24 protein-coding genes are annotated in these 25,720 nt (G+C 65.3%); 11 read left to right on the top strand and 13 right to left on the bottom strand.

Annotated features, from left to right (window positions below; all coding sequences use genetic code 11):
• Positions 1 to 116: 116 nt before the first annotated feature.
• From ACQPYR_RS41260 to ACQPYR_RS41245, 4 genes are read right to left on the bottom strand one after another with little or no spacing between them, the layout of a single operon-like run.
• Entirely contained in the window at positions 117 to 1,205 is a 1,089-nt protein-coding gene (locus ACQPYR_RS41260) for an NAD(P)H-dependent flavin oxidoreductase (RefSeq protein WP_433625231.1), read from the bottom strand.
• Positions 1,202 to 2,011: a CoA-transferase subunit beta gene (locus tag ACQPYR_RS41255; protein ID WP_433625228.1), complete on the bottom strand. Its 810-nt coding sequence runs from the start codon at positions 2,009 to 2,011 to the stop codon at positions 1,202 to 1,204. Before ACQPYR_RS41255 ends, ACQPYR_RS41260 begins: the two co-directional genes overlap by 4 nt.
• Positions 2,008 to 2,892, bottom strand: coding sequence for a CoA transferase subunit A (locus tag ACQPYR_RS41250; RefSeq protein ID WP_433625225.1), 885 nt, complete (start codon positions 2,890 to 2,892; stop codon positions 2,008 to 2,010). The genes ACQPYR_RS41255 and ACQPYR_RS41250 overlap by 4 nt, the downstream gene beginning before the upstream one ends.
• The gene (locus ACQPYR_RS41245; protein WP_063047705.1) at positions 2,892 to 3,665 is read right to left on the bottom strand and encodes an enoyl-CoA hydratase family protein; all 774 of its coding nucleotides are present in this window, start codon (positions 3,663 to 3,665) and stop codon (positions 2,892 to 2,894) included. The genes ACQPYR_RS41250 and ACQPYR_RS41245 overlap by 1 nt, the downstream gene beginning before the upstream one ends.
• A gap of 60 nt (positions 3,666 to 3,725) precedes the next feature.
• Between ACQPYR_RS41245 and ACQPYR_RS41240 the strand changes: the two genes are divergently transcribed.
• The 5 genes from ACQPYR_RS41240 (at position 3,726) to ACQPYR_RS41220 (ending at position 8,639) form a co-directional block, all read left to right on the top strand.
• Complete coding sequence (locus ACQPYR_RS41240; protein ID WP_433523407.1) at positions 3,726 to 4,523, top strand: SDR family oxidoreductase; 798 nt, start codon at positions 3,726 to 3,728, stop codon at positions 4,521 to 4,523.
• A 36-nt stretch (positions 4,524 to 4,559) separates the two neighbouring features.
• Positions 4,560 to 5,471, top strand: coding sequence for an SDR family oxidoreductase (locus tag ACQPYR_RS41235; RefSeq protein ID WP_433600000.1), 912 nt, complete (start codon positions 4,560 to 4,562; stop codon positions 5,469 to 5,471).
• 513 nt (positions 5,472 to 5,984) lie between these two features.
• Positions 5,985 to 7,106, top strand: coding sequence for a hypothetical protein (locus ACQPYR_RS41230; protein WP_433625222.1), 1,122 nt, complete (start codon positions 5,985 to 5,987; stop codon positions 7,104 to 7,106).
• Between the two features lie 10 nt (positions 7,107 to 7,116).
• Positions 7,117 to 7,632 carry an ImmA/IrrE family metallo-endopeptidase gene (locus ACQPYR_RS41225; RefSeq protein ID WP_433625219.1) on the top strand — a complete coding sequence of 172 codons (516 nt, stop codon included), beginning with the start codon at positions 7,117 to 7,119 and terminating at the stop codon, positions 7,630 to 7,632.
• The gene (locus tag ACQPYR_RS41220; RefSeq protein ID WP_433625216.1) at positions 7,629 to 8,639 is read left to right on the top strand and encodes a hypothetical protein; all 1,011 of its coding nucleotides are present in this window, start codon (positions 7,629 to 7,631) and stop codon (positions 8,637 to 8,639) included. The genes ACQPYR_RS41225 and ACQPYR_RS41220 overlap by 4 nt, the downstream gene beginning before the upstream one ends.
• Before the next feature lie 304 nt (positions 8,640 to 8,943).
• Here the strand turns inward: ACQPYR_RS41220 and ACQPYR_RS41215 are convergent, their stop codons facing one another.
• Together ACQPYR_RS41215 and ACQPYR_RS41210 are read right to left on the bottom strand one after the other, a co-directional pair.
• Positions 8,944 to 9,360, bottom strand: coding sequence for a helix-turn-helix domain-containing protein (locus ACQPYR_RS41215; RefSeq protein WP_011207048.1), 417 nt, complete (start codon positions 9,358 to 9,360; stop codon positions 8,944 to 8,946).
• Between the two features lie 361 nt (positions 9,361 to 9,721).
• Positions 9,722 to 10,885: a steroid 3-ketoacyl-CoA thiolase gene (locus ACQPYR_RS41210; protein WP_433625214.1), complete on the bottom strand. Its 1,164-nt coding sequence runs from the start codon at positions 10,883 to 10,885 to the stop codon at positions 9,722 to 9,724.
• A gap of 98 nt (positions 10,886 to 10,983) precedes the next feature.
• Between ACQPYR_RS41210 and ACQPYR_RS41205 the strand changes: the two genes are divergently transcribed.
• A complete protein-coding gene (locus ACQPYR_RS41205) occupies positions 10,984 to 12,291 on the top strand; it encodes a cytochrome P450 (RefSeq protein ID WP_433625212.1) in 1,308 nt (435 codons plus the stop codon).
• Between the two features lie 137 nt (positions 12,292 to 12,428).
• Here the strand turns inward: ACQPYR_RS41205 and ACQPYR_RS41200 are convergent, their stop codons facing one another.
• The 5 genes from ACQPYR_RS41200 to ACQPYR_RS41180 are packed head-to-tail and all read right to left on the bottom strand — an operon-like array spanning position 12,429 to position 16,970.
• The gene (locus ACQPYR_RS41200) at positions 12,429 to 12,845 is read right to left on the bottom strand and encodes a nuclear transport factor 2 family protein (RefSeq protein WP_433625210.1); all 417 of its coding nucleotides are present in this window, start codon (positions 12,843 to 12,845) and stop codon (positions 12,429 to 12,431) included.
• Entirely contained in the window at positions 12,842 to 13,732 is an 891-nt protein-coding gene (locus ACQPYR_RS41195; RefSeq protein ID WP_433635386.1) for a TIGR03619 family F420-dependent LLM class oxidoreductase, read from the bottom strand. Before ACQPYR_RS41195 ends, ACQPYR_RS41200 begins: the two co-directional genes overlap by 4 nt.
• A gap of 8 nt (positions 13,733 to 13,740) precedes the next feature.
• Positions 13,741 to 14,964 (bottom strand): thiolase domain-containing protein, encoded by a 1,224-nt coding sequence (locus tag ACQPYR_RS41190; protein ID WP_433625208.1) that lies wholly within the window; start codon positions 14,962 to 14,964, stop codon positions 13,741 to 13,743.
• Positions 14,961 to 15,998 carry a thiolase domain-containing protein gene (locus ACQPYR_RS41185; protein WP_433625205.1) on the bottom strand — a complete coding sequence of 346 codons (1,038 nt, stop codon included), beginning with the start codon at positions 15,996 to 15,998 and terminating at the stop codon, positions 14,961 to 14,963. Before ACQPYR_RS41185 ends, ACQPYR_RS41190 begins: the two co-directional genes overlap by 4 nt.
• Before the next feature lie 9 nt (positions 15,999 to 16,007).
• Complete coding sequence (locus ACQPYR_RS41180; protein ID WP_433625202.1) at positions 16,008 to 16,970, bottom strand: Zn-ribbon domain-containing OB-fold protein; 963 nt, start codon at positions 16,968 to 16,970, stop codon at positions 16,008 to 16,010.
• A 169-nt stretch (positions 16,971 to 17,139) separates the two neighbouring features.
• On the opposite strand from ACQPYR_RS41180, the gene ACQPYR_RS41175 reads away from it, so the two are divergent.
• A complete protein-coding gene (locus ACQPYR_RS41175) occupies positions 17,140 to 18,177 on the top strand; it encodes an LLM class F420-dependent oxidoreductase (RefSeq protein ID WP_433625200.1) in 1,038 nt (345 codons plus the stop codon).
• A gap of 85 nt (positions 18,178 to 18,262) precedes the next feature.
• Complete coding sequence (locus tag ACQPYR_RS41170) at positions 18,263 to 19,795, top strand: acyl-CoA synthetase (RefSeq protein WP_433635385.1); 1,533 nt, start codon at positions 18,263 to 18,265, stop codon at positions 19,793 to 19,795.
• Between the two features lie 647 nt (positions 19,796 to 20,442).
• Here ACQPYR_RS41170 and ACQPYR_RS41165 read toward each other — a convergent pair.
• A complete protein-coding gene (locus ACQPYR_RS41165; protein ID WP_433625197.1) occupies positions 20,443 to 21,435 on the bottom strand; it encodes a sigma-70 family RNA polymerase sigma factor in 993 nt (330 codons plus the stop codon).
• Between the two features lie 254 nt (positions 21,436 to 21,689).
• Here ACQPYR_RS41165 and ACQPYR_RS41160 point away from each other — a divergent pair, with 254 nt between their 5' ends.
• The gene (locus ACQPYR_RS41160) at positions 21,690 to 22,106 is read left to right on the top strand and encodes a VOC family protein (protein ID WP_433625194.1); all 417 of its coding nucleotides are present in this window, start codon (positions 21,690 to 21,692) and stop codon (positions 22,104 to 22,106) included.
• Between the two features lie 78 nt (positions 22,107 to 22,184).
• On the opposite strand, the gene ACQPYR_RS41155 is transcribed toward ACQPYR_RS41160, so the two are convergent.
• Positions 22,185 to 22,961 (bottom strand): crotonase/enoyl-CoA hydratase family protein, encoded by a 777-nt coding sequence (locus tag ACQPYR_RS41155; protein ID WP_387286449.1) that lies wholly within the window; start codon positions 22,959 to 22,961, stop codon positions 22,185 to 22,187.
• Between the two features lie 86 nt (positions 22,962 to 23,047).
• Here ACQPYR_RS41155 and ACQPYR_RS41150 point away from each other — a divergent pair, with 86 nt between their 5' ends.
• A complete protein-coding gene (locus tag ACQPYR_RS41150; RefSeq protein ID WP_433625191.1) occupies positions 23,048 to 24,697 on the top strand; it encodes an acyl-CoA synthetase in 1,650 nt (549 codons plus the stop codon).
• 97 nt (positions 24,698 to 24,794) lie between these two features.
• Positions 24,795 to 25,622, top strand: coding sequence for a thioesterase family protein (locus ACQPYR_RS41145; RefSeq protein WP_433625188.1), 828 nt, complete (start codon positions 24,795 to 24,797; stop codon positions 25,620 to 25,622).
• Positions 25,623 to 25,720 lie beyond the last annotated feature (98 nt).

Genomic DNA, 25,720 nt, shown 5'->3' with positions numbered 1-25,720 from the left:
TGAGAGCCCTTCGTCAACTCCGGCTGAGTAACCAAAGGCCGCCCCTTGGAAGCGATTCCAAGGGGCGGCCTTTCGGTGCACGAGCCTGCGGCCTTCCGATTTGTGCGCCGGTTCGATCAGGTCGCGTTCGGCGCTGTCTTGTGATCCGCAGTCAGCGCGGCGATGGTGTCGATCCGCGTGACGGCATCGGCAACGATGCGGTCGATGAGTTCCTTGCAGGTGGGCAGGTCGTCGATGATTCCGGTGACCTGGCCCGCGGCGAGCACACCCGCGTGGGTATTGCCCTCGACGAGTCCGGCGCGCAGCAGCATCGGGGTATTGGCGGCCATCACTACCTGAGACCAGCTGAGGTCCTTGGCTTTTCGCATGGCCAGACCGTCACGGACCATGGTCGACCACTTCATGCCGGTCATGCCCTTGAACTTCGCCGCATTGGAGACCGCGGCGGCCAACCCCCGCCAGCGCCCCGAATGTTCCAGGCGATCAACGAGTTCGGTATTCAGCACCCGGTGCGGCATACCGTCGACCTTGAGCGAGACTACGGTGTCCTGCAGCTGTCGCTTCAGGTATTCCTGCTTGACCGCGTCGGGTACGGTGCTCTCCTTGGTCAGCAGGAAACGCGTACCCATCGCGACACCCGCGGCGCCGTAGGCCAATGCGGCCGCCAGACCACGTCCGTCGAAGAATCCGCCCGCCGCGACAACCGGAATATCGACCGCATCCAGCACCGACGGTAATAAGAGCGTGGTCGCGACCGGGCCGGTATGTCCACCGCCCTCGCCGCCCTGCACGATCACCGCATCGGCGCCCCAGGACGCGACCTTCACCGCGTGCTTGGCCGCGCCGATCGACGGAATCACCACCACACCGGCATCTTTCAGCTTGGCGATGAGTTCCTGCTTCGGTGCCAACGCGAATGACGCGACGGCCACCTTCTCCCGGATCAACAGATCGATCCGCTCGGGCGCATCCGTGGCGTCGGCGCGCATATTCACGCCGAACGGCTTGTCGGTATGCGCCTTGGTCTTCGCGATCGCGGCTTCCAATTCGGCGAATGTCATGGTCGCCGAGGCCAGAATCCCGAGCCCACCCGCCTCGGCCGTCGCCGCCACCAGGCTCGGCCCGGCCACCCAACCCATGCCGGTCTGCACGATCGGATGTTCGATGCCGACCAATTCGGTCAGCGGTGTCCGCAGCGAACTCATGACGGCACCTCCGATTCTCGAACCTTCTTGGGATCGAGCACATCCCGGATCAACCGCAGCTCTTCCGCGGTCGGCAGCCGGGTCTGGCCCGGTTCGGCCAGTCCGGCGATCTCGAACGAGGTGTTCTCCGCGACCTCGTCGGCGCTGACGCCCGGATGCAGACTGCGCGCCCGCATCGTATGGTCGGGTCCCTCGAAATCGAAGACGCCGAGATTGGTGACGACCCGGTGCAGGTGATGGAACCGATACGCCGGATTGGCCGGATCGACCTTGTCATAGCCGACGCCCGAGACGATATCGACCTGATCCACGAACACCCTGCGGGTATGCCGCGAAACCCAGTAGCTGGTCGGATGATTTATGGTGTTGCCCGGCGCGCCGCGGGAACCGAACATCTGCCGGGTCGGCTGCTGCAACGGACCGAATGCCGACAGATTCTGATTCCCGAACCGATCGAGCTGATTGGCCCCCATCACCACATGGCGCCGCCCGGAGGCGACCACATCGAACACCTTGCGGAACGGAATCCATCCCTCGATCGGCGCTTTACCGCCCAGCGGGGGAGTGTCGGCGAAGAACAGCGCCTCGCCGTCGGAGAGCAGCAGATCCGGTTCGGTGGTCAACTTGGCCAGCCGCGCGCCGATGATCGTCATCGGCGACATCGGCGAGGCCATGATTTCCCCTGCGCCGCTGAAGATCTCGGCACAGGCGATGGCGCAGATCTCGGCCCTGGTGACCGTTTCTGTAGTAGGCCCGCCCGGCACCTGGCCACCACCCCGCACGGAATCGCTTCGCGATGCTGTCATTTCTGCGCCTCCTGTGCGAACTCGCGAACGGCGGCCTGATATTCGTCCTCGGAGACCGCCAGATACTTGTCGACGAACTGCTGCCAGGACTCCGGCGTCTTGGCCGAGTCCACATAGTGCTTCTGGAACTTCTCGTCCCGGCCGTAGCTATCGGCGGCCAGGGTGAAGTGCGCGCCGCCGGGCGCCTCGACCACACCGTCCACCAGCATCCGATTTATCAATAACGACTGCAGCGGAACAGCTTTCACCAGTTCCTCGGTCTCCACCACCTGCTCCACCGACACGTACCGGCGTTCGGCGGCCAGGCAGTACAGGTCGTCGAAGTACGGATCGACACCGGTGTAGGCGGCATTGCCGTGCTTATCGCCGATATTCAAATGCACGAGCGCCGCATCGAGATTCAGCGCGGGCATCGCGATCAGCGTCTCGGTTCGTCCGTCGCCATCCGGATACGGTGATGCGACGGTCTTCAGCTCGCCATCCCAGAAATTCACGACATCGGATCCGAGACCGGCGCGGATCGGCAGGAACGGCAGTCGCGCGGCCGCCGCCTCCAGCCCGCATTTCAACATGCCCTCGTCCATCTCCCGCGCCACCAGCGCGCCGGACGTCCGCGCCTTGGCGAACCACGGATCGTAGAACGGCGGCGAATCCAGCGAGACGAAGCCGTAGTACGCCTTGCGCACCTTGCCTGCCGAACACAGCAGACCGAGATCGGGGCCGCCGTAGCTGACCACGGTCAGATCGGTGATATCCGAGCGCAGGATGGCCCGCACCAGCGCCATCGGCTTGCGCCGCGAGCCCCAGCCGCCGATGCCGATGGTCATACCGCTGCGCAGTTCGCCGACGACCTCGTCGAGCGACATTCGCTTGTCCCGCATCAGTTTTCCTTGCTCTCTTCCTTGCGTGCGGCCAGATCGTCGTCGAACCGCGCGCGGATCTCATCCGCGACACCGGCGAGATTCAGTTCGAAGGTGAAGCCCTGTTCGTAGCGGTAGCTACGGTGCACGTCCTGCACATCGATGCCATTGAGCGCCCGCTTGGCCGCCCGGATGACCCGGCTGTCCTTGGTCGCGATGTTCTTGGCGACCTCAAGTGCGGCGGCATCGAGTTCGGCGCGCGGGACCACCTGGTACACCGAGCCGAAGTGCTGCAACTGCTGTGCGGTGATGGTGCTCGCGGTATAGAACAGCGCTCGCATCAGATGCTGCGGCACCAGCCGGGACAGATGCGTGGCCGCACCGAGTGCACCGCGGTCGACCTCGGGCAGCCCGAAAGTGGCGTCATCCGAAGCGATGACGACATCGGCATTGCCGACCAGGCCGATGCCGCCGCCGAGGCAGAAGCCCTGCACCGCCGCGATCACCGGCACCGGGCAGTCGTAGACCGCCGCGAACGCCTCGAAACAGCCGTGATTCGCGTCGATCAGCGCCTGATGACCGGGGGTGCGCTGCATTTCCTTGATATCGACACCGGCATTGAAGCCGCGGTTCTCGGCGCGCAAGACCACCACTTTGGTTTCCGGATCGCGCCCGGCCGCGCGGATCTCATCCGCCAGCGTGAACCAGCCGTCGGACGGTATGGCGTTGACCGGCGGGTAGTCGACCGTGACCACGGTGATGCCGGTTGATTCGGAGTGACGGTTGATCCCCATCGCAAGTCCCATCGTGTGTACGAGGTGGCAAAGCAAGCAGTTGCTTGGTAGGTTAGCACGGTGGCACTCGAAATAGACCTCACCGGCAACGTCGTCCTTGTCACCGGCGGTGTGCGCGGGGTTGGCGCGGGCGTCAGCCGGGCCTTCCTGGCTGCCGGAGCGACCGTCGTGGCCTGCGCGCGACGGCCCGGTGAAGAGCTGGTGGAGCATGAGGGCCGGGAGATCGAATACCTGCCCTGCGATGTGCGCGATGCCGATGCCGTGCAGGGTTTGGTCGACGCGATCGTCGCGCGGCACGGCCGCCTCGATCACCTGGTCAACAATGCGGGCGGCGCCCCGTTCGCCCTCGCCGCCGACGCCAGCAAGAACTTCCACAGCAAGATCGTCGAGCTGAATCTGCTCGCGCCCCTGCTGGTCTCGCAGGCCGCCAATGCGGTGATGCAGCAGCAGCCGGGCGGCGGCTCCATTGTGATGGTGTCGAGTGTGAGCGGGCATCGACCGTCGCCGGGTACCGCCGCGTACGGCGCGGCCAAGGCGGGCGTAGACAGCCTGACCTCCTCGCTCGCCGTCGAATGGGCGCCGAAGGTCAGGGTGAATTCGCTGGTCGTGGGCCCGGTTGTCACCGAACTGAGCGAATTGCACTACGGCGATCAAGACGGTATCGACGCTGTCGGCGCGACCATCCCGCTCGGTCGGATGGCCCGCCCCGAGGACATCGGCCGCTGCGCCGCCTTCCTGACCTCATCCCTGGCCGCCTTCGTCAGCGGCGCGACGCTGCTGGTGCACGGCGGCGGTGAGCGTCCGGCATTCCTCGCGGCGTCGAATGCGAAAGTCGGCGAGCAGACCGCCAAGGCCTGAACAATCGAACCTGAAAACGAAGAGGACACAACAGGTATGGACACCGAGCAGATCTGCGCGGGGCGCATTGTCATCGTCACCGGCGCCGGCCGCGGTATCGGCCGGGCGCACGCGCTCGCCTTCGCCGCCGCCGGAGCCCGCGTGGTGGTCAATGATCTCGGCTCCGCGCTGAACGGTGCGGCGACCGGTGAGACGCCCGCCGAACAGGTCGTCGCCGAGATCAAAGCACTCGGCGGCGAGGCCGTGGCCAATGGTGACGACGTCGCGGACTGGGACGGCGCCCGCAATCTCATCCGCCAGGCCGTCGACACCTTCGGCGGCCTGGACGTGCTGGTCAACAATGCCGGTTTCGTGCGCGACCGCATGTTGGTGAACCTGGGCGAGGACGAGTGGGATGCGGTGGTCCGGGTCCACCTCAAGGGCCACTTCGCGACCATGCGCCATGCGATCGAGTACTGGCGGGGCGAGTCCAAGGCGGGTCGCCCGGTCGATGCCCGCATCATCAACACCAGCTCCGGTGCGGGCCTGCAGGGCAGTGTCGGCCAGAGCAATTACGGTGCCGCCAAGGCGGGTATCGCGGGCCTGACCCTCACCGCTTCGGCCGAATTCGCACGCTACGGCGTCACTGTCAATGCCATCGCCCCTTCGGCCCGCACGCGCATGACCGAAACCGTCTTCGCCGAGATGATGACCGCACCCGAGGACGGCTTCGACACGATGGCTCCCGAGAATGTCTCGCCGATCGTGGTCTGGCTCGGCAGTTCGCAATCCGCGGCCGTCACGGGCCGGATGTTCGAGGTCGAGGGCGGCAAGGTCGCGCTCGCCGACGGCTGGCGGCACGGCACCGCCGTGGACCGCGGCGCCCGCTGGAATCCGGCCGAGCTCGGCCCGGTGGTCGCCGACCTGATCGCCAAGTCCGTTCCGCCGGAGGCGGTGTACGGCGCCTGAGCGCCGAATAGTTCCGGCAGCGCCGAAAGCTGGACGGTTGCTTCATCCGGCACAGATCGGTACGGCCGTACTATTTGTCTCTCCGGTTCGGTGGGGTCGTGTCGGCGCGTCCCTCGATTCGTGTTCTGGCGGTAGGAGTGCGCGGATGCGGTCCGCGGTGGGTTCGTCGCCGGGCGAACGGACCGACCCGGGTTCCACTGTGAGCACGTCCGATTCGCCGTTGCGTGGCATCGACATACGTACTGGTCTGCCCGTTTAGTCCAGCGCGCGTTCGGGGGATCGACGCGGAATGTGCTCGGGATTACAGCCGAACTCCCGATGGCATGATCTGGGCGTTCGACCGAGAACCGGCATGTGGCGGGTCGGGCGTGTCGAATACCCGGCGTGGCCCGAGCCACTGCGCGGATTTGGGCTGGGGTTTACTATGGGCTCCCGTTCGTTGAAGTCCCGGAACTGAAGTGTTGCGACCGGGCAAGAGATCTGCGCTATTTCGGATGAGGGGAAGGCTGGCGCATGGCCGTTGGTCGCACGTCGCGTGTGGTCGCAGTACTTGCGACTGTCGCCGGCTTTGCGCTACTCGGGGGTGTTTCGGCCGAGGCGCAGCCCGGCGGCGCCTGTGCGCAGTGTGCGGACCCGAATAATCCGACGCCGGATTCGAACGGCGATGTCTGGATGCCGCTGACGATTCCGGGCCAGTCGAGTGTCAGTTCGCCGATCGATCCGACCGACGCCGCAGCCGGTGTGAACCCCGCCGCCGGTCCCGGCTCGGCCGCCGCCGGTTCAGCCGCAGCTGGTTCAGCCGCGACGGGTCTGCTCGGCGCACTCCTCGGCGGTGGCTCGGTAGGCGTGGGCACCATCGTCGGCACCGGCTCCGCGGGCGTCGGCGCGATCATCGCCGCCGGCTCGGCCGGGGTCGCCACCGTTCTCGGGACCGGTTCCGCTGCCGTCGGCTCGGCTGCGCTCGGTACGGGCTCGGCTGCGCTCGGTGCGGGTTCGGCTGTGCTCGGAACTGGTTCCGCCGCCGTCGGTTCCGCGGCCGCCGGTACGGGCTCGGCTGTGCTCGGTGCGGGTTCGGCTGTGCTCGGAACTGGTTCCGCCGCAGTCGGTTCCGCCGGCTCGGCGCTGGCGGGTACGGGTTCAGCCGCGGTCGGTTCGGCTGGTGTCGGTTCCGCGGGCGTCGGCTCGGCCGGAACCGGTTCTGCCGCTGTGGGTTCGGCGGCCGTCGGTTCCGCTGCGGTCGGTTCGGCTTCGCCGCTGCTGCTGCTCTTGATCCCGCTGCCGACGCCGCCCGCGCCCGCGGTACCGCCCGTTCCGATCATTGTTCCGCCCGCACCGGCAGCACCGCGGATCGCGCCGGTTCCGGTGGCCGCGCCGCCCGCGCTCGCTCCTGAGCAGGCACCACCGCCTGCGCCGCCCGCCGCACCTCCCGCGCCATCGGCCAAGCCGAATTCGGACGTCCGGCACACCAGTGCAGACGACGGCCTGCCGAAGCCCAACGTACTGGGCGTCGTCGGCGGCCTGATCGCGCTCGCACTGGCCGGAACCGGTTCCGGCGCAGTGAGTTTCCAGAGCGCGTCAGCCGCACAGGCCCGCATTGACGCCGCTCGTGCCGAATTCTTCGGACCGAGGACGTAAAGGGGCTCCGATGACTGAGAGCAGGACCCAAAGCGGACTCCGGGCCTACCGCCGGGTCGCGGCGGCCGTCGACGCGGTATGCGCCGTCGCCGCGGATTCCGATGCGACCACCCTGGAGGAGGTCGTCGCCTCCATTGCCAGCGAGCGGCGCCGCGAGATCGAAATCGCCAGTGCCGAACTGGGTCCCGGTGTCTGCGGCCAGCGCCGGTTCTATCCGGACCGCGATGTCATCGTGCTCGCCACGGCGCTGCCGAGCCGCGACCACACGCTCGCACACGAATTGGGCCATATCGTCTTCGATCACGAGGGTGCGCCCGCGCCGGAGGTGACGCTGGAAGCCAGCGACGATCTGATCGCCTACATGCTCAGTCAGCGGGCGCATGAGCAGATCGTCGACGACGGCGCCGACGAACTCGCCGAATGGGAGGCCGAAACCTTCGCCGCCATGTTGATGACCCGACTCCGCGTGTTCAACAGCCGGGGCGCAGGCGTCTCGGTCCTTCGATTCGATGAGGCGCTGGGATGACCCTCTGGTTGACGGCCATGCTGGTCTGGGTTGCCGCCGGCGCGCGTGTGGGGCGCGTGCTGGTGAAGCCCGCGACGACCGCCCGGGTGGCGATCGTCGTCGCGGTCGCGGCGGTCGCACTCGCGGCCACCGTCGCGGTTCCGGAAATCGCGCTGGCGCTGGACAACCTGCGACCGCGCGGCCTGCGTTCGGGCCTGCTCTCCGACGGCGTCGTCGCCTCGGCCTGGATCCTGTTCGCGGCCGCGACCTCGGTGGTCGCCTCGGCCGCATGGCCGGTCGTCTCCCGCCGCAATCTGCGCCAGATCGCCTTGGTCATCTATGGCGTCGGTGTGCTCGCGGTGGCGGTGAATCTGTTCTGGTCCACCACCTTCGGCTGGATAGTCGTAGCACTCGGCTGTGTATTCATCGTTGTCACCGGTGTGCGCAATCTGGACTGGACAACCCTCGGTCGCGGTATCGCGATCTATACCGCGGGCACCGCGGTCGTCGCGGTGCTGGCCGCACTGCAGGTCCGCCGGGCCTCCATCGATGCGCCGCCCGCGCGGGCCGGCGAACCGGACTGGGCCTGGCCGATCTGGGCGGCGGCCGCGCTGCTCATCGCGTTCGGTGCGGTCTGGATCGTGGTGGAGTTGTGGGTGCGTGCGCGAATCCTGTTGCGGCAGATCAAGGTTTTGCACGGCATCATGGTCGGCCGGTTTCCGGAGGTGGTCGCCCACGAGCAGACCGGTACCTCGACGCAGCTCAAGGCATCCGATCAGGTCGCGCAGATCATGGACGCGCTGTATCTGCAATCCGGCGGCGGCGTCGAAATTGTCACCGCGGGCCCACCGCCGCCACTGGTATCGGCGCGTGCGGACCGAGTTGCGCAGTGGGCGCGAAACCCATTGGGTGATGTAGTAGTAGACGCACGGTGGATTGCTCCGCCCGAGGGCATTAGTCCTCGCGGTTGGGTCCAGGCAATCGCGCGCGCCTACGAAGCGGGTGCCGAAGCCGCTGCCCGAAATTGATCGTGTGCAATCAAAACCGATCAGTCCGAAGCATTCCGAGGACTCGCTCCGGGTATTCAATACGGTTGACATAGCAAGGAATCCGGCAAGGCTCTGATGGCCTGCCGGATTCCATCTGTCTACCGACGTATCCGCACAACTGATTTCGTCACAACGCGGTCACTCCAGGCGCGCGCTTTTATCGCAACCCTGCACTTGTTGCCAAGCCCATAATTCATGGGTGGCGCAAGTCGAGAAGCATCCATACCCATGACGCAGTACGGTGCGACCCTGTGGGTCGCACCGTACTGCGCTGTGGGAGAACCTATTCGGTACCGTCCGGAGGAATTTCGGGCAGACCTTCGCTTGCCCGCAATTTCTCCGCCATGGAGGTGAGGAGGTTCTGTGATTCTTCGGACAGATCGAACGCCCTACTCGACAACCGTCGCAGTCCGTAGCCCTGCAGCTGGGACAGCAACTCCAGATCGTGATCGATCTTGGCGGCATAGATGTCGTTGAAGAAGTAGTCCGGCTTGACCTTGAAGAACTTGGCCAGTGCAGCCACCGTTTCGTCCGACGGGTTGGTCCGCTGTCCCGACCGCAACTGCGAGAGGTACGGTTTCGAGATCGGATGCCCGGAGGCCGTCAGCGCAGCCGCAACCTCCGCGTTGGTGTGCGGCTTGCGCCCCGGGGGATGCACGGTTTCGAACAGCTTGTTCAGCCGCGCCGCGAAATCAGCCATTGTGAGCCGCCCAATTCCCTTCGCTGTACTAACAGTCGTTATCTCGGATACGTATCATTGATATTAGCGGCTCAGTAACTGAAAACCTACGCCTGATTCAGGATTTCCTTGAAGCTTCTAGGTACCGCTCCGGTGAAGTCACTGCGACGGTTGCGTTTGCGGGTCACGCCAACGGCTCTTGAGAAGGGGTGGTGTGCACCGGTTCTGGCCCGTCGCGAGGGTCTTCCCCGATAGGTCTACGATAGCGAAAAGATAGCTGATAGGTCATCTACGTGCCTGTGCTGGAGTTTGTGTGGCGTACGACACGTTTTGGGCTCATTGGGATGAACGTTCAACTTTGTAGCAGAATTGGTTGAAAGTGCTACAAGCGCTCGATGATGGTGCCTGTCGCCAATGCGCCACCTGCACACATGAGCACCATCGCGGTGCTGCCACCGGAACGCTCCAGTTCGTGCAAAGCCGTTGTGATGAGCCGAGATCCGGTTGAACCGACGGGATGTCCGAGGGCAATGGCGCCACCGTTTACATTCACCCGGTCCATGTCTGGTTTGTGTACAGAAGCCCATGAAAGTGCCACTGCCGCAAAGGCTTCATTGATCTCGAAAAGGTCGATGTCGCCGATATTCATTCTGGAGCGTTCGAGCAGCCGGGTGCAGGCCTGCACCGGACCGTCGAGATGGAACTCGGGCTCCGCGCCGACGAGCACCTGGCTCACGATCCGCGCGCGCGGGCGCAAACCCGCTCGCTGCGCGGCCTTTTCGTCCATCAGCAGCACGGCGGCCGCGCCATCGGAGATCTGCGAGGAGGTGCCCGCGGTGTGGATTCCGCCCTCGAGTACCGGCTTCAGCTTGGCCAGCCCCTCGGGCGAGGTCTCGCGCAGCCCCTGATCCCTTGTCACATCCAGCTTTTCGCCGGTGAGCTTGCCTTCCTTGTCGACACCGGGCGCGGTCACGGTGAGCACCTCGCGATCGAAGCGTCCCTCGGCCCAGGCCTGAGCGGCCAACCGCTGCGAGCGGACGCCGAGTTCATCGAGATCGCCGCGAGTGAAGCCGCGCCGCTTGGCAATACGCTCGGCGGCCTCGAATTGATTCGGCAGATCGATATTCCAGGAGGCCGGGCGACGCGGGCCCGCGTTCTCGCCGACGTTGGCGCCCAACGGAACTCGGCTCATCGCCTCCACGCCGCAGGCCATGCCGATATCGATGGCGCCGGTCGCGATCAGTCCGGCGATCAGATGGTTGGCCTGCTGCGCCGATCCGCACTGCGCGTCGATGGTGGTGGCGCCGACCTGCCACGGCAGTCCGGCGTGCAGCCAGGCGACGCGGGTCACGTTGTTGGACTGTTCGCCGGCCTGGGTGACGCAGCCGCCGATGACCTGTTCCACCGCTGCGGGATCCAGGTGCGCCTTCTCGAGCAGTCCGCGCTGCGCGACGCCGAGCAGTTCGGCGGCGTGCAGACCGGCGAGCCAGCCGCCGCGCTTGCCGATGGGGGTGCGAGCGGCCTCGACGATGACGGGTGTGCCCATGTCCAACCTTTCTTTCGGGACAGAAACTGAAACGTGTGTTTACGCGCAATACGGCGGAATCTGTCCTGTTCTTCCCTCATTATGCAGCCTATGCTTCAATGATTGTAGAACGTGTTTCAGTTTGTCGAAGGAGACATCTGGTGGTAGACCAGCGCAATGCCCGGCCGAACCTGCCGGATGGGTTCGATGTCACGGACCCGGACATTTATGCCGAGCGTGTTCCGGTCGAGGAGTACGCCGAACTGCGCCGTACCGCGCCGATTTGGTGGAATCCGCAGCCACCGGAAATCGGCGGCTTCCACGATGAGGGCTTCTGGGTGGTCAGCAAGCACGCGGACGTCAAGGAGGTCTCGCGCCGCAGCGATGTGTTCTCCACCTTCGAGAACACCGCCATCCCGCGCTTCAACGACGACATCACCCGCGAGCAGATCGAACTGCAGCGCTTCGTCCTGTTGAACATGGACGCGCCCCAGCACACCAAACTGCGCAAGATCATCTCGCGCGGTTTCACCCCGCGCGTGATCAATGGCCTGAAAGCAGAACTGAAGACCAGGGCCGAGGCCATCGTGAAGGAGGCGGCGGAGAACGGCGCCGGCGATTTCGTCACCCAGGTGGCCTCCGAACTGCCGCTGCAGGCGATCGCCGAGCTGATCGGCATCCCGCAGGAGGACCGCAGGAAGGTCTTCACCTGGTCCAACGATATGACCGGCTACGACGATCCGGAGAGCACGGCCGATCCGGTCGCCGCCTCCGCCGAGGTGCTCGGCTACGCCTACCAAATGGCCGCGGCGCGTAAGGAATGTCCGGCCGACGATATCGTCACCAAACTGATCGAGGCGGACGTCGACGGTGACGAGCTGACGCCGGAGGAGTTCGGCTTCTTCGTGATCATGCTCGCCGTCGCGGGCAATGAGACCACCCGCAATGCGATCACCCACGGCATGGCGGCCTTCCTGGAGCATCCGGACCAGTGGGAGCTGTTCAAGAAGGAGCGTCCGACCACCGCCGCGGACGAGATCATTCGCTGGGCCACCCCGGTCACCTCGTTCCAGCGGACCGCGCTGGAGGACACCGAACTCGGCGGCGTGCAGATCAAGAAGGGGCAGCGGGTGGTCATGCTCTACCGCTCGGCCAACTTCGACGAAGAGGTCTTCGAGCACCCGGAGAAGTTCGACATCATGCGAAAGGACAACCAGCACTTGTCCTTCGGCGGTACCGGCGCGCACTTCTGCATCGGTGCGAATCTGGCGCGGATGGAGGTCGATCTGATCTTCAACGCCATTGCCGACGCCATGCCCGATATCACCAAGCTCGGTGACCCCAAGCGGCTGCGGTCCGGCTGGCTCAACGGGGTCAAGGAATTCCAGGTCGACTACAAAGCCTCGGGCTGCCCGGTCGCGCACTGAATCGCCGGGGATCCAGGCTTGTGTCGGCAGCCTGGGTCCCCGGCCCTCGGTGACAGACAAGGGCCCCCGCACCGGTTTGCCCAATAGCCGGTGCGGGGGCCCTTGTTGTGCTGCCCCCGAGGGGAGGGGCAGCGCGCTCAGGTAATCGGCTTGGCCGTAGCCATGGCGCGGTCGACCTCCCAGAAGGCCCGCAGCGCGGCGATTTTGCCTGATTCGTCGACCTTGTAGGTGAACACGCCCTCGGCATCGATCTGGTGTCCGCCCATCTTGGTGCGGATCAGACCGGTGAAGGCGATCTCGTTACCGCAGGCGAAGGAGTCCTCGAACAGGAACTCGATCGAATCGGTCTTCGCGATCGCCATATCCCAGAAGGCCGCGATGGCCTCCTTGCCGCGATGGCCCTTGCCCTCCGGATCGAAACCGGAAGGGCCGATGGGATCTTCGACAATGCCGTCGGTTGCGAACAGATCGACCCAGGCCTGCTTGTCCCTGGCCCGCACCGCGGCCTGCGAGGCGAGCCCGGCGGTCCTTGCTGGATGTTCGGAAGTACTCATACGCGTGCCTTCGCGACGATGGGGTCCTCGATATTCTTCGCGGCGAAGCGGCGCAGCGAATCCTGCTTTGCCGCCAGCTCACCGTCGAAGCCGATGCCGTCGGCCAGCCATGGGACCACGATCGCGTCGGTCACCCCGGCATCGGCCAGATCCTGATATCCGGAGCGCCCGAACTTGTCGATGCACACCGCTTGGATTTCGAAAGGCACACTCTCCCGGCCGAATTCGGTGCGCAGTGCGCCGAGCTTGCCGATGGTGACGCACAGTTCGTCGTAGGTCATCATCGCCGAGGTCCAGCCGTCGCCGACCTTGGCGGCCCGGCGCAGTGCGGGCCCCGTGTGGCCGCCGATGTAGAACGGCACCGGTTCGCTCGGCGCCGGGCTGATCTGCAGCGGCTCGAAGTCGAAGAACTTCCCGTGGTACTCGACCATGCCGCCGTCGAGTACCAGCTTGATGACCTCGATCATCTCGTCGACCCGTGCGCCACGGTCGGCGTAGGGCACGCCGCACCATTCGAATTCCTCAGGTGCCCAGCCGATTCCAACGCCGAACCCGAACCGGTTGCCGGACAGATTGGCGACCGAGCCCACCTGGCGGGCAAGCAGCAGCGGATTGCGTGAGCCGAGCTTGAGCACGTTGGTGTAGAAGCGAATCCGGCTGGTCACCGCCGCCATGGCGGTCGCTCCGATGAGCGGGTCGACCCATGGCGTGTCCGGGCCCCAGAAGCGGCTGCCGTCGGCGGTGTAGGGATACTTCGCCGCCGCCGACTGCATATAGAACAGCGAATCCGGTAGGGCGATCGACGAAAACCCGCAGTCCTCAGCGGTTTTCGCCAATTCCGGCAGCTGCTCCAGCGGACTCAGCGCGATACCGACGGTGAACTTCAGCGGGGTCATCAGTTCGGTTGCTCCGAGCCGACCACCCACATCGAGAAGTACTGCGACCCACCGCCATACGCGTGTCCGAGCGCCTTCTTGGCATTCGCGACCTGGTAGTCCCCGGCCCGGCCCATGACCTGCTTGGCGGCCTCGGCGAATCGGATGAGTCCGGAGGCGCCGATCGGATTCGAGGAGAGCACGCCGCCGGACGGATTGACCGGCAGGGTCCCGCCGATCTCGGTCTCACCCTTATCGGTGAGCTTCCAGCCGTCGCCCTGCGGGACAAACCCCAGGTTCTCCAGCCACATCGGCTCGAACCAAGAGAACGGCACGTAGATCTCGGCGACATCGATTTCGTTGAGCGGGTCGGTGATTCCGGCGGCCTGCCACAGTGCGGCCGCCGCATCCTGTCCGGCCTGTGGATTGACCTGATCGCGTCCGGCGAAGGTGGTCGGCTCGGTGCGCATGGCGGTGCCGTGCACCCACGCGACCTTCTTGCCGGTGGCCTCGATGGCCTTCGCGGCATCCTCGTCACCGATCACCACGGCGCACGCACCGTCCGAGGACGGGCAGGTCTCGTCGAATCGGATAGGATCCCACAGCATTTGGGAGGACAGCACCTTCTCCAGCGTGATATCGGGCTGGTGCAGATGTGCCAGCGGATTCTTCGCGCCGTTGCGGCGATCCTTCACCGCCACCATCGCGCCGATATGGCCCGGCGCATTCGAGCGACGGATATAGGAACGCACGTGCGGTGCGAAGTAGCCGCCCGCGCCCGCGCCGACCGGCATGGTGAAGGGCACCGGAAACGACAACGCCCACATGGCATTCGATTCCGACTGCTTCTCCCAGGCGATCGCGAGTACGCGCTTGTGCACCCCCGCCTGCACCAGATTGGCGGCGACGATACCGGTGGAGCCGCCGACGGATCCGGCGGTGTGCACGCGCAGCAGCGGTTTTCCGGTGGCGCCCAACGCATCCGCCAGATACAGCTCGGGCATCATGACGCCCTCGAAGAAGTCCGGCGCCTTACCGACCACCACCGCATCGATATCGGCGATGGTGAGTCCGGCGTCGACGAGTGCACGATCGATCGCCTCGCGGCACATGCCCGCCATGGACACATCGGTTCGTTTCGTCACGTGATGGGTTTGTCCGGTGCCGAGCACCGCAGCGGGAAAACGCCCACCCGTCACCCGACCGCCGCCCCTCACCGAATCGCTACGCGATGCTGTGCTCATCTCGCCTCCGAATCCAAAACGGCTACCAAGTTCTGTTGCAGGGCCGGACCGCTGCTGGCATGGGCGAGCGCGCGATTCGCGGTGCCCGCGATAATCGCCTCGGCCGCGAAGCCGATGCGCTCCAGACCCGCCGCGAACATCGGATTGGCGGCGAGTGCGCCGCCCGACGGATTCACCTTGGTCTCGGGACGCAGGCCGATGGCCTCGGCGAGGATCAGCTGCTGATGACTGAACTGCGCATGTAGTTCGGCGATATCGAATCCGCTGGTATCGCCGCCGGTAACCGACTGCGCCGCAGCCGAAGTAGACGGGGAGACGGTCAGATCGCGGGCGCCGAGATTGGGGGTGTCCACCCGATGCGCCATACCGGTGATCCAGGCCGGACGCTCGCACAGTTCACGCGCCCGATCACCGACCGCGAGCACAATCGCGGCCGCGCCGTCGGTGACCGGTGCGATATCGTGCGCGCGCAGCGGATCGGCGACATACGGTGCGGCGAGCAGGTTTTCGATATCGCCGGAATCACCGGCGGCCACCGCCGCCATCTCGCGTTCGGTCCAGCGTCCCGCATCCAGTCCGGCCTGTGCCTGCAGACCCGCGATGGACCACGCATCCGGCCACAGCGGAGTGACCAGATACGGATCGAGCTGCATGGTCAGAACCTGGCGCAGCGTACCCGCCGACGACTTGCCGAAGCCGTACACCAGCGCCGTCTGCGCCTGGCCGGAGCGGAGTTTCACGAAGGCCTCGTAGAGCGCCCACGCGGCGTCCATTTCCACATGCGATTCGTTGATCGGCGGCACCGCGCCGATGGCGTCGACCGCCGAGATGAACGAGAAGGCGCGGCCCGCAAGGTAATCCGAGGACCCCGAGCACCAGAAGTCGATATCGGACTTGGTAATGCCGAGCCGGGCGTAGAGCTGCTGGAAAATGGGCACCAGCATCTCGACACCATTGGTGGTGCCGAAGGTCTCCGGCACATGCGGTGCGTGGGCGAAGCCCACAACCGCTATGCCGCTATCGTTGTTCGTCAACGTGGCCTCTCAGAGATGGTGCTTATAGGTCTCGTAGTCGGCGTCCGGCTCGCCGGTGGGTCGGAAGTGGTCCACATTGCTGAGTCCGAAGCCCCACTCCTCGCGTGGTTTCCACACCGCCTCCACCCGCATGCCCATCCGCACCTCGCTCGCGTCGCATCCGAGCACCAGGTGCAGCACAGGGATATCCGCGCCGTCGAGCAGCACATATGCCGCCACATACGGCGGCTTGATCCGCTGGCCCATGAACGGCACATTCACGATGCAGAAGGTGGTGACGATGCCGCGGTCGGGCAGTTCGACGATTTCGTCGGTCGGCCTGCCGTCGGTCGGATTGGCGCCGCGCGGGGGGAAGTACACCTTGCCCGCGGCGTCCGTGCGCCCGCCGAGCAGCTTGCCCTCGGCCAGACCGCGCAGGTAGATGGTCTCCTGTGGCGACGCGCTGTGCATGTACTGCAGGTCGACCGGGGTGATGAGCACCTCGATCGGCTCGCCGTCCGCGCTGGATTCCGCCGGTGCGGTGGACGTCTCGCCCGGTTCGAAGCAGGCGATGTCCTTGATGCTGCCGATGGTCTCCTCGGCCCAGCGCGCGACCACGCGCAGTCCGGTGTGGATGTCCTCGGGTGTGGAAACATCGACGGCGTGCAGCAGCGTGGTGTCCGCGCCGTCGAGCTTGATCAGCGCCCAGGCGAACGGGCGGTCGAACGGCTGACCGGGCAGTGGTTCGCGCACGAAGGTCCACGACTGGACGGTGCCGGTATCGGCCACATCGACGAATTCGGTCAGCGGTGCGGAGGTGACCGGATCGTATTCCGGCGGCGGCACCAATACCCGCCCGTCCGAGCCGCGCACACCGACGATCCGGCGGGCGCGCAGCTTGGCCAGGAAGGTGCCGATGGTCGGTCCGACCGATCGCGTGTAGTCGAATTGCACCCGCAGGGGTGCGCTGAGTACATCGGGTCCGGTGTTCAAATCCGACCCTCTCTCATCCGTGATTGTGCCGGATGCGGTATGCCCACCCGTCGCCCGACCACCACCCCTCACGGAGTCGCTCCGCGACGCTGTATTTTCTTCAGCCACGAAATCGAGTAGAACAGGTTCTTATTCTGGTGGCAAGAAGTTGGCTGGAAAGAGGTCTCCCATGAAGTTCGGATTGCAACTCGGGTACTGGATGGCGCAGCCGCCACAGAATGCCGGTGAGATAGTGGTCGCCGCCGAAGCGGCCGGTTTCGACGCGGTCTTCGCGGCCGAATCCTGGGGGTCGGATGCCTTCGGGCCGCTGATGTGGTGGGGCTCGTCCACGAATCGGGTGCGGTTGGGCACCTCGGTGGTGCAGTTGTCGGCGCGCACGCCCGCCGCGACGGCCATGCACGCACTGACGTTGGATCATCTCAGTGGCGGCCGGGCCATCCTCGGGCTCGGCGTTTCGGGGCCGCAGGTAGTGGAGGGCTGGTACGGCCAGCCGTTCGCTAAGCCGTTGCAACGCACCAGGGAGTACGTCGGCATCATTCGCCGCATCCTGGAGCGGCAGGCGCCGGTCACCAATGACGGGCCGCAGTACCCGCTGCCCTACACCGGACCAGGTGCCACCGGACTCGGCAAGCCGCTCAAGCCGATCGTGCATCCGCTACGAGCGGATTTGCCGATCTGGCTGGGTGCGGAGGGGCCGAAGAATGTGGCGCTGACGGCCGAGATCGCCGACGGCTGGCTGGCGATCTACTACGCGCCGCGGCTGGCCGGGATGTACAACGACTGGCTCGACGAAGGCTTCGCGAGGGCGGGCGCACGGCGTTCGCGGGCGGATTTCGAGATCGCCGCGAGCTGTCAGGTGGTGATCACCGACGATCCCAAGAGCGAGTTGGAGCGGATGCGCTGGATCATGGCGCTCTACATCGGCGGTATGGGCGCGCCTGAACTGAATTTCCATGCCCAGGTCTACCGCCGGATGGGCTATGAGCGCGAGGTCGACGAGATCGGCAGGCTGTTCCAAGCCGGGAAGAAGGCCGAGGCCGCCGCCATCGTGCCGGATGAGCTGATTCTGGATACATCGATCATCGGCGACGAGGAGCATGTGCGTAAGCAACTCGGCGTGTGGGAAGCCGCAGGCGTCACCGAGATGCTCGTGTCGGTTCCAGATATCGAGCAATTGCATCGGCTCGCACCCCTTGTACAGATGTAGAACACGTTCTAGATTCGTAGGGGTGACTGATTCACCCACCCCGTCGGCCCCGCCTCCTCACCATCCCCAGAGGGAGTCAGTAGAAATTCTCGGTCTCTGGAACATCGCGAACGCGGAACCCGATCGGCTCGCACTGGTGGATCCATCCGGCCGCGAGGTGAGCTATCGCGAATTGGCCACGCTCGCAAACCGCTACGGCACCGGACTGCGGGCGCTCGGCCTGCAGCCCGGCGACGTGCTGGTCAGCATGGTGCACAACTGCGTTGAGGCGGTCGCCGCCTACTTCGCGGCCTATCAGGCCGGGCTGTACATCGTCGCGGTGAACTGGCATCTGACCGGCCCAGAGGTCGCCTACATCCTCGGCGACAGCGAGGCCAAGGCCTTCATCGCCAGCGACCGGTTCGCCGCCGCCGCGATCGCCGCGGCGGATGAGGCCGGGCTGCCCGCCGCCGCGCGCTTCGCGGTCGGTGAGATCGAGGGCTTCAAGTCGGTGTCGTGGCTGGGTGCGGCCGATACCGGTCGCCCCGATAACCGGACCACCGGCGCGCCGATGCTCTACACCTCGGGAACCACGGGGCGGCCCAAGGGTGTTCGGCGTCCGCTCACCGGCACCGACCCCGATGTCGTACCGCCGCATTCGCCCGCCTTCTTCGGCCTGTTCGGGCTGAAGCCCTACGACGATCACGTGCACATCTGTGGTTCGCCGCTGTACCACACCGCCGTGCTGAACTTCGCGACGATCTCGATCCAGTTGGGGCACAAGGTCGTTCTGATGGATCGCTGGGACGCCGAGGAAATGCTGCGGCTCATCGACAAGCACCGGGTCACCCACAGCCATATGGTGCCGACCCAATTCCATCGCCTGCTCGCGCTGCCCGCGGATGTGCGCGCCAAATATGACGTTTCGTCGCTGCGCAGCATGGTGCACGGCGCGGCGCCGTGTCCGGCCGAGACCAAGCGACAGATGCTGGAGTGGTGGGGCCCGACGGTCACCGAGTACTACGCGGCCACCGAGGGCGGCGGCACGGTGATCAACGGGACCGAATGGCTCACGAAGCCCGGCTCGGTCGGCAAGGCCTGGCCCTGGTCGGTGATCAAGGTGCTGAGCGAGGAAGACGGATCCGAAGTTCCCACGGGCGAGACCGGTCTGGTCTACATGCGCATGGGCGCGTCCAGCTTCGAATACCACCACGCCAAGGAGAAGACCGAAGAGGCAAGGGTCGGTGACCTTTTCACGGTCGGCGATATCGGCCACCTCGACGAGGACGGCTACCTCTACCTGCACGACCGCCGCTCCGATCTGATCCTGTCCGGCGGTGTGAACATCTACCCGGCCGAGATCGAGAACGTGCTGACCACCCATCCGAAGGTCGAGGATGTCGCGGTCTTCGGTCTGCCCCATCCGGATTGGGGCCAGGAGGTCAAGGCCGTCGTCCAGCCGGTCGCCGGTGTCGAGGGCAACGAAGAACTCACCGCCGAACTGATGTCCTTCGCCGCAACCCAATTGGCCAAGTACAAGATGCCCCGCTCCATCGACTACCTCGACGAACTCCCCCGCGACCCCAACGGCAAGCTCTACAAGCGCAAACTCCGCGACCGCTACATCCCGGCATCGTAACGCCCTCGAACGCAGCGGATCTGCTGTCGCATACCGAGTGAACGTCGCGCAGAGGGTGTGCCCTCTGCGCGGCAGCCGTTGCCTCTGTGCGACGTTCACTTTCTGTGTGATGGCGTCGGGTGCCGCCTGAGTGCTCGGCTTGTCCCGTCACTTGGCCTGTTCGGCCGGTGGATGTAGCGAAACTGGTTGTCGCATATCGGGTGAGCGTTGCGCAGAGGGGTGTCCTCTGTGCGGCAGCCGTTGCCTCTGTGCGACGTTCACTTTCTGTGTGATGCGTCGGGGTGCCATCTGAGTGCTCGGTTTGTCGCTCGCTTGGCTTGTTCGGCCGGTGGATGTAGCGAAACTGGTTGTCGCATATCGGGTGAACGTCGCGCAGAGGCTGTGCCCTCTGTGCGACAGTCATTGCCTCTGCGCGACTCTTACGGGCTATGCGACAGTCATTGCCTCTGCGCGACCCTTACGGGCTGTGCGACAGCATCCGGGCACCACCTGACGTGCAGCCCCACCTGCCTGGTCGCCCGTCCTAGCCTGTTCGACCTCACCGCCCGACCTGCCCCTATGTGGTCCGACTGTGACCGGCTAGGCCATGCTCGGCCGCCGCCCGACCTGCCCATTCCCCGGACTGCCCGAACCCTGGCGGCGCAGCCTCACGCAACCGGTTCGCGCAACTCCGGCGCCAAACCGAAGAGCGGGAACAGCTTTTCGGTGTCGAGGAAGAAATTGAGTCCGGCGATCGAGTCGCCGTCCAACTCCAGCACGGTGATGGACCACGGCACCCAGACGCCCGGCTCGGTCTCGCTCGGCTTGTAGTGGCCGAATGCGGGCAACCCGTTGGCGCCTGCCAACCGGATCATGCGGGAATCGCGGCAGCCCTTGCCGTGGCCGAGCATGAACGCGGCCACATTCTCGGGGCCCGAGACCCAGAGTTCGATCGGCGGCATGGACAGTGCCACATCGGTTTTCAGCAGGGTGGTGAGGGTGTCCATATCGTAGGCCTCGAACGCCTTGACGAAATCGTCGACGAGTTTGCGCTGATCGTCATCGGTTTCGTCATAAGTATCGGTGGCCGTCGGCTGCACCTTCGACATGGTGGCCCTGGCGCGCTGTAGTGCGCTGTTCACCGAGGCGGGGGACATGGTGAGTGCCTCGGCCGTCTCGCTGGCCGAGAACCGCAGCACCTCGCGCATGATCAGGATGGCGCGCTGGGTCGCGGGCAGATGCTGACAGGCCGCGACGAACGCCAGCCGCAATGTGTCCTTGGCCGAGGCGTGCTCGGCCGGATCCGATCCGAAGGCCAGTGCATTCGGGATCGGTTCGATCCAGACGTAATCCGGTTGCGGCATCGGCAGCGGCGAATCCGGCCGCGACGGACCGGACAGATCCATCGGCCGGGCCCGGCGCTGCGGGCCGTCGAGCATATCGAGGCAGACATTGGTGGTGATCTTGTACAGCCAGGACCTCAGGCTGGCGCGACCCTCGAACGAGTCGTAGGACTTCCACGCGCGCGTGAAGGTCTCCTGCACCGCGTCCTCCGCTTCGAAGGAGGAACCGAGCATGCGATAGGCGTAGGCGCACAGTTCCCGCCGGTGTCCTTCGAAGGAATCGAGGACGTCCGGGGTGAGGCCGACGGAGTCGTTCATGGGTGTCACCCTGCCACAGCCCACCGACACATTCGAGACCTGAATTGCCACGATCGGGCGCCGCCGGACGCAGTCCGTCATTAGTCTCTTGCGCTTGGGCGAGCGAATGCGAGACCACCGCCTACCAGCGGTTTCAAGATCATCGCTGCGGTGTGGCAGATGTGTTCGGCCACACAGTGCCTGGAAGCGATGAGTTTCGCGCGCTCGATCCGTCTCTACATAGAGACCGCCGAAGCCGACGTAAGGGATCCCGCATGCCCAGCAAGATGCTCTTCATCAACCTTCCCGTCGCGGACCTGGGCCGGTCCAGAAACTTCTACGAGGCGATCGGCTGGAAGGTGAATCAGGACTTCACCGATGAGAATGCCGCGTGCATCGTCATCGACGACAACATCTGCGCCATGCTGCTGACCAAGGACTTCTATTCGAACTTCAGCAAGCGCCCGATCGCCGACACGATCGCGACCAGCGGCGGCGCTTACGCGTTATCCCTGGCCAGCGCACAGGAGGTCGACGCGCTCACCAATGCCGCCCTGGCCGCAGGCGCCACCGAGGAAATCAACGACGACCGCCGCGCCCAGGAAGCCCAGGTCGGCATGTTCGGCCGCACGTTCATCGATCCGGACGGCCACCAGTGGGAGCCCTTCTGGATGGACTACCCCGGCAACTGATCGACGCCGATGCCGGTCGAATGGTGGCCCGAGTGATCCGGGTGGGCACCACTCGACTTGCCTCGGCGCGAACGTAGTTCAGCTGCCGGTGAAGGTGGGCTTGCGCTTCTCGGCGAAGGCCTTCGGGCCCTCCTTGGCATCGGCCGAACGGAAGACCGACATGCCGAGTTTCGCCTCGATCTGGAAGGCGTCCTCTTCCGGCATGGCCTCGGTCTCCCGGATGGTGCGCAGAATCGCCTGCACCGCGAGGGGACCGTTGGCGGCGATCTGCGCGGCGAGTTCGAGCGCCTTGTCCAAGGCGGTGCCGTCCGGGACCACATGCCCGATCAGCCCGATTTCCTTGGCCTCGCCGGCGGTGATGTGCCTACCGGTCAGCAAAATGTCGGCGGCCACGGTGTAGGGAATCTGGCGGACCAGCCGCACGGCCGAGCCGCCGAGCGGAAACAGGCCCCAACGCGCCTCGGATACACCGAATTTCGCGCTTTCGGCGGCCACCCGGATATCGGTGCCCTGCAGGATTTCGGTGCCACCGGCGATGGCCGGACCCTCAACCGCCGCGATCAGCGGTTTGGTGAGTCGGCGGCCCTTGAGCAGCGCCTCCAATTTGGTCGGATCGAAGCTGCTCGCGTTGTCGCCGGGGTGCCGCGCGGTCATCGCCTTGAGGTCCATGCCCGCACAGAACGCACCGCCCGCACCGGTCAGGATCGCGACACGGATATCGGGATCGCTGTCCACCTGGTCCCAGGCGTCGCGCATGATCGCCATCATCTCGGCCGAAAGGGCATTGCGGGCCTCGGGCCGATTCATGGTGACGATGAGGACGTGATCGCGCTTCTCGACGAGGCAATCTGGCATTGGGAGATTCTCCTGACTTTCCAGGGGGCCGGGGTGAGTCGAATTCAGCCTTGTCAGAAACAGTAACACGTTCTATTTTTAGCTTTGTGAGCTACAACATAGCGGACCTAGTCGAACACGCCATCGATCTGATGCCCGACCGCGTAGCGCTGGCCGACGACGGCCGCGAGGTGACTTACGCGCAGCTGGAGGAGCGGGCCAACAAACTCGCGAACTACCTGCTGCAACAGGGTGTCCAACCGGGTGACAAGGTGGGCATCTATTCACGGAATACGGTCGAGGCCGTCGAGGCCATGGTCGCGGTCTTCAAGGCACGCGCCGTGATGATCAACGTGAACTTCCGTTACGTCGAGAACGAGTTGCAGTACATTTTCGACAATTCGGATATGGTCGCGCTGATCCACGAGCGCCGCTACAGCGACCGGGTGGCCGGGGTTCGCCCGAATACGCCCCTGCTGAAGACGGTCATCGTCGTGGACGACGATACGACCGGCACCATTGCGACCGCAGCCGATTCGGTGGAATACGAGACGGTGCTGGCCGAGTCCTCCGGTGAGCGCGACTTCGGCGAGCGCTCGCCCGATGACATCTTCATGCTCTACACCGGCGGCACCACCGGCCTGCCCAAGGGCGTCATGTGGCGGCACGAGGACTGGTGGCGCGTGCTCGGCGGCGGCATCAACTTCCTCACCGGCGAATACGTCGAGGACGAATGGCATCAGGCCAAGACCGGTGCGGGCAATCCGCAGATGGTGCGGTTCCCGATTCCGCCGATGATCCACGGCGGTTCGCAGACCGCGACCTTCCACAGCCTGTTCGACGGCGGTAAGGCCGTGATGATTCCGGAGTTCACCGGACACGGCGTGTGGCAGCACATCGACCGGCACAAGATCAACCTCATCTTCATCACCGGTGACGCCATGGCCCGGCCGATGATGGATGCGCTGGCCGAGGGCAATCCGGAAACCGGTGAGCCGTACGATCTTTCGAGCCTGTATCTGATCGCCAGCAGTGCGGCGCTGTTCTCCCCGACGCTCAAAGACCAGTTCCTGGAACGCCTGCCGAACCGGATGATCACCGACTCCATCGGGTCTTCCGAGACCGGCTTCGGCGGTCTCGCCGTTGTCGCCAAGGGCGCCAACCACACCGGCGGTCCGCGGGTGAAGATCGATGCCGCTACCCAGGTGCTCGACGACCAGGGCAATCCGGTGGCGCCGGGCTCCGGGCAGGTCGGGTTCCTCGCGCGCAGCGGCCACATTCCGGTCGGCTACTACAAGGACGAGGCCAAGACCAAGGCAACGTTCAAGGAGTTCAACGGAATTCGCTACTCCATTCCCGGCGACTACGCCCGGGTCGAGGAGGACGGCACCGTCACCATGCTCGGCCGCGGTTCGGTGAGCATCAATAGCGGCGGTGAGAAGATCTATCCGGAGGAGGTCGAGGGCGCGCTCAAGATCCACCCCGAGATCTTCGACGCGCTCGTGGTCGGTGTTCCGGACGAGCGGTGGGGACAGCGGGTGGCCGCGGTTGTGCAGTGTCGCGGCGACAAGCGACCCACCCTCGACGAACTGCGTCCGGTGCTCACCCAGGAGATCGCGTCCTACAAGCTGCCGCGCAGCGTGTGGTTCGTCGATCAGATCAAGCGCAATCCGGCGGGCAAGCCCGATTACCGTTGGGCCAAGGCGCAAACCGAGGAGCGCCCGGCCGACGAGCACATCGAGGCGAGTAGCAAGTAGACAGTAGGTTCGACCGTTAACGGCAAGGGCTGCCGCGACATCGCGGTGGCCCTTGCCGTTGCGGTATCCGAGTGGGCCGGTGCGGCAGGAGATCGAATTGGCAACGCCCTATGCGTTTTTCGCGGCAAAGGACGACGGTTTCGAGCCGTTGCCGTTTGCGGCAAGCAGCTGGTCATCAAAGATGGTAAACGGGCCCGCGATCTGCGGCCTGCTGGCCAGGGCGCTGGAACAGCAGCACTGTGCCACGGGATTCACCCCGGCCCGGCTGACCGTTGACCTGTTCCGTCCCACCCTGAGAAAACCCGTGACGGTGGTGACCGAGCTGGTACGCGAGGGTCGGCGCATCCGTGTCGCCGATGCCGCACTGATGCAGGACGGCGCGGACGTGGCTCGCGCCAGCGCGGTCTTCCTGAAGCGGTCGGTGCAGCCTCCGGGCGAGCTGTGGACGCGTGCGGAATCGCCCCGGCCGCCGCTGGTTCCGATCGCAGACGGCCCTACCACGCCGATGTGGAACAGCGACGGCACCGCCGATGGCTGGTCATCCCGGATCAGTGAGCATCAGAACAACGGACGCAAACGCATGTGGCAGGCTCCGCTTTCGGTGGTCGAGGATGAGCCCCCCTCGGCCTTCGCCGCTGCCGCGATGATCGGTGAATCGACGAGCCTCATGACCAACTGGGGTACGGCCGGAATCGGTTTTATCAATGCCGATCTGACGCTCGCGCTCGCCCGACCTGTCATCGGATTGGAGATCGGTGTGGAGGCCGACAGCCACATCAGCGCGGACGGAATCGCCGTCGGCAGCGCGACACTGTTCGACCGGTCCGGTTCCTTCGGCACCTGCGTCGTAACGGCGCTGTCCAACGCGGACCGCCAAGTCGACTTCGCCAATGGCGATCCGCTCCGGAGAGTCGGCATCCGGTAGGACGATGCCCGACGCCGCGCACCGTCCGGCGCGCATCGAATGACCGGGCAAATCCTTGTGCGGCAGGTAAATCGGTGCGCGGCGGCTGAGGCCTTCAC

It is taken from the genome of Nocardia sp. CA-120079 (genome assembly GCF_050955745.1).
GTDB lineage: Bacteria > Actinomycetota > Actinomycetes > Mycobacteriales > Mycobacteriaceae > Nocardia.
This window is presented reverse-complemented; position numbering and strand designations above follow the sequence as displayed.

Excerpts from the sequence above, each read along its gene's own strand:
- ACQPYR_RS41260 (WP_433625231.1), bottom strand. The coding sequence starts at position 1,205 with ATGAGTTCGCTGCGGACACCGCTGACCGAATTGGTCGGCATCGAACAT.
- ACQPYR_RS41255 (WP_433625228.1), bottom strand. The coding sequence starts at position 2,011 with ATGACAGCATCGCGAAGCGATTCCGTGCGGGGTGGTGGCCAGGTGCCG.
- ACQPYR_RS41250 (WP_433625225.1), bottom strand. The coding sequence starts at position 2,892 with ATGCGGGACAAGCGAATGTCGCTCGACGAGGTCGTCGGCGAACTGCGC.
- ACQPYR_RS41245 (WP_063047705.1), bottom strand. The coding sequence starts at position 3,665 with ATGGGGATCAACCGTCACTCCGAATCAACCGGCATCACCGTGGTCACG.
- ACQPYR_RS41235 (WP_433600000.1), top strand. The coding sequence starts at position 4,560 with ATGGACACCGAGCAGATCTGCGCGGGGCGCATTGTCATCGTCACCGGC.
- ACQPYR_RS41230 (WP_433625222.1), top strand. The coding sequence starts at position 5,985 with ATGGCCGTTGGTCGCACGTCGCGTGTGGTCGCAGTACTTGCGACTGTC.
- ACQPYR_RS41225 (WP_433625219.1), top strand. The coding sequence starts at position 7,117 with ATGACTGAGAGCAGGACCCAAAGCGGACTCCGGGCCTACCGCCGGGTC.
- ACQPYR_RS41220 (WP_433625216.1), top strand. The coding sequence starts at position 7,629 with ATGACCCTCTGGTTGACGGCCATGCTGGTCTGGGTTGCCGCCGGCGCG.
- ACQPYR_RS41215 (WP_011207048.1), bottom strand. The coding sequence starts at position 9,360 with ATGGCTGATTTCGCGGCGCGGCTGAACAAGCTGTTCGAAACCGTGCAT.
- ACQPYR_RS41210 (WP_433625214.1), bottom strand. The coding sequence starts at position 10,885 with ATGGGCACACCCGTCATCGTCGAGGCCGCTCGCACCCCCATCGGCAAG.
- ACQPYR_RS41205 (WP_433625212.1), top strand. The coding sequence starts at position 10,984 with ATGATTGTAGAACGTGTTTCAGTTTGTCGAAGGAGACATCTGGTGGTA.
- ACQPYR_RS41200 (WP_433625210.1), bottom strand. The coding sequence starts at position 12,845 with ATGAGTACTTCCGAACATCCAGCAAGGACCGCCGGGCTCGCCTCGCAG.
- ACQPYR_RS41190 (WP_433625208.1), bottom strand. The coding sequence starts at position 14,964 with ATGAGCACAGCATCGCGTAGCGATTCGGTGAGGGGCGGCGGTCGGGTG.
- ACQPYR_RS41175 (WP_433625200.1), top strand. The coding sequence starts at position 17,140 with ATGAAGTTCGGATTGCAACTCGGGTACTGGATGGCGCAGCCGCCACAG.
- ACQPYR_RS41165 (WP_433625197.1), bottom strand. The coding sequence starts at position 21,435 with ATGAACGACTCCGTCGGCCTCACCCCGGACGTCCTCGATTCCTTCGAA.
- ACQPYR_RS41160 (WP_433625194.1), top strand. The coding sequence starts at position 21,690 with ATGCCCAGCAAGATGCTCTTCATCAACCTTCCCGTCGCGGACCTGGGC.
- ACQPYR_RS41155 (WP_387286449.1), bottom strand. The coding sequence starts at position 22,961 with ATGCCAGATTGCCTCGTCGAGAAGCGCGATCACGTCCTCATCGTCACC.